General features: G+C 44.0%; 1 protein-coding gene. It reads left to right on the top strand.

Annotated features, from left to right (window positions below; genetic code table 11):
• Positions 1-181 precede the first annotated feature (181 nt).
• Positions 182-1,075: a calcium-binding protein gene (locus F6K53_RS44510; RefSeq protein WP_293087355.1), complete on the top strand. Its 894-nt coding sequence runs from the start codon at positions 182-184 to the stop codon at positions 1,073-1,075.
• The last annotated feature ends 51 nt before the right edge of the window (positions 1,076-1,126 follow it).

Genomic DNA, 1,126 nt, shown 5'->3' with positions numbered 1-1,126 from the left:
GGATTGTTGATCAAAATTACCATTGACTTACCCATAAACTGGGTTTCTTAAGTCCCACTATTAATAATGAGTATTTCTTGAAGAATTTTTCAAGATGTAACTCAGACAAATAGGGGGAATCTTTCCGAACAGAACAATTCACAAATTTTCAAACAATTGCAATCGATAAGGAATAAATGACATGGCAAAGATCCCTAAGATTAACGGCGACTACTTAATTGGTAGCGATGGCAAGGACTACTTAAGTGGTGGCGATTACAACGACTACTTGACAGGTAACGCTGGCAAGGACACTCTAATTGGTGGCGCTGGCAACGACTACTTAAGAGGTGGCGATGGCAAGGACTACTTAAGTGGTGGCTTTGGCAACGATTACTTAAGAGGTGACGCTGGCAAGGACACTCTAATTGGTGGGTCTGGCAACGACTGCTTATTTGGTGACGCTGGCAACGACTGCTTAAATGGTGGCTCTGGCAACGACACCCTAATTGGTGGCGATGGCAAGGACACTCTAAATGGTGGCTCTGGCAATGACTACTTGAATGGTGGCTCTGGCAATGACTACTTGAATGGTGGCTCTGGCAATGACTACTTGAATGGTGGCTCTGGCAACGACTACCTCTCTGGTGGCTCTGGCAGCGATACCCTAATTGGTGGTACAGGGAACGACACCCTAATTGGTGGTCAAGGTCTGATTCTAATCTGTCACTCTAGCAAGGACACTCTTGAGGGTGAAGAGAGTATTTACGGCCCAAGGGACATCCTAACTGGTGGCACGGGTGCCGATACCTTTGTATTAGGTAAAAATGGTGATATTACCGAGATTGACTACATTGGTAAAGATAATCCGGGAGACACGACAATCACTGACTTTAATCGGGCAGAAGGTGATAAAGTTCAGCTCGGTGGTAGTATCAATGGTTACACTGTGAATTACAGTAATCTTAGTGGTACATCAGCACTGGATACAGCTCTATATTACAAGGGGGACTTAATTGCCGTCTTCCAAGATGACACCAGCTTTAGTCTTAAGCTTGATACGATATTTCAGGCTGAACTTGATACGCTAGCGTGAACTTGATACAACATTCTAGCTTGAATAGAACTTAGTCAATTTAGTTAGTAA

The sequence above is a fragment of the Moorena sp. SIO4A1 genome (assembly GCF_010672065.1).
Taxonomy (GTDB): domain Bacteria; phylum Cyanobacteriota; class Cyanobacteriia; order Cyanobacteriales; family Coleofasciculaceae; genus Moorena.
This window is presented reverse-complemented; position numbering and strand designations above follow the sequence as displayed.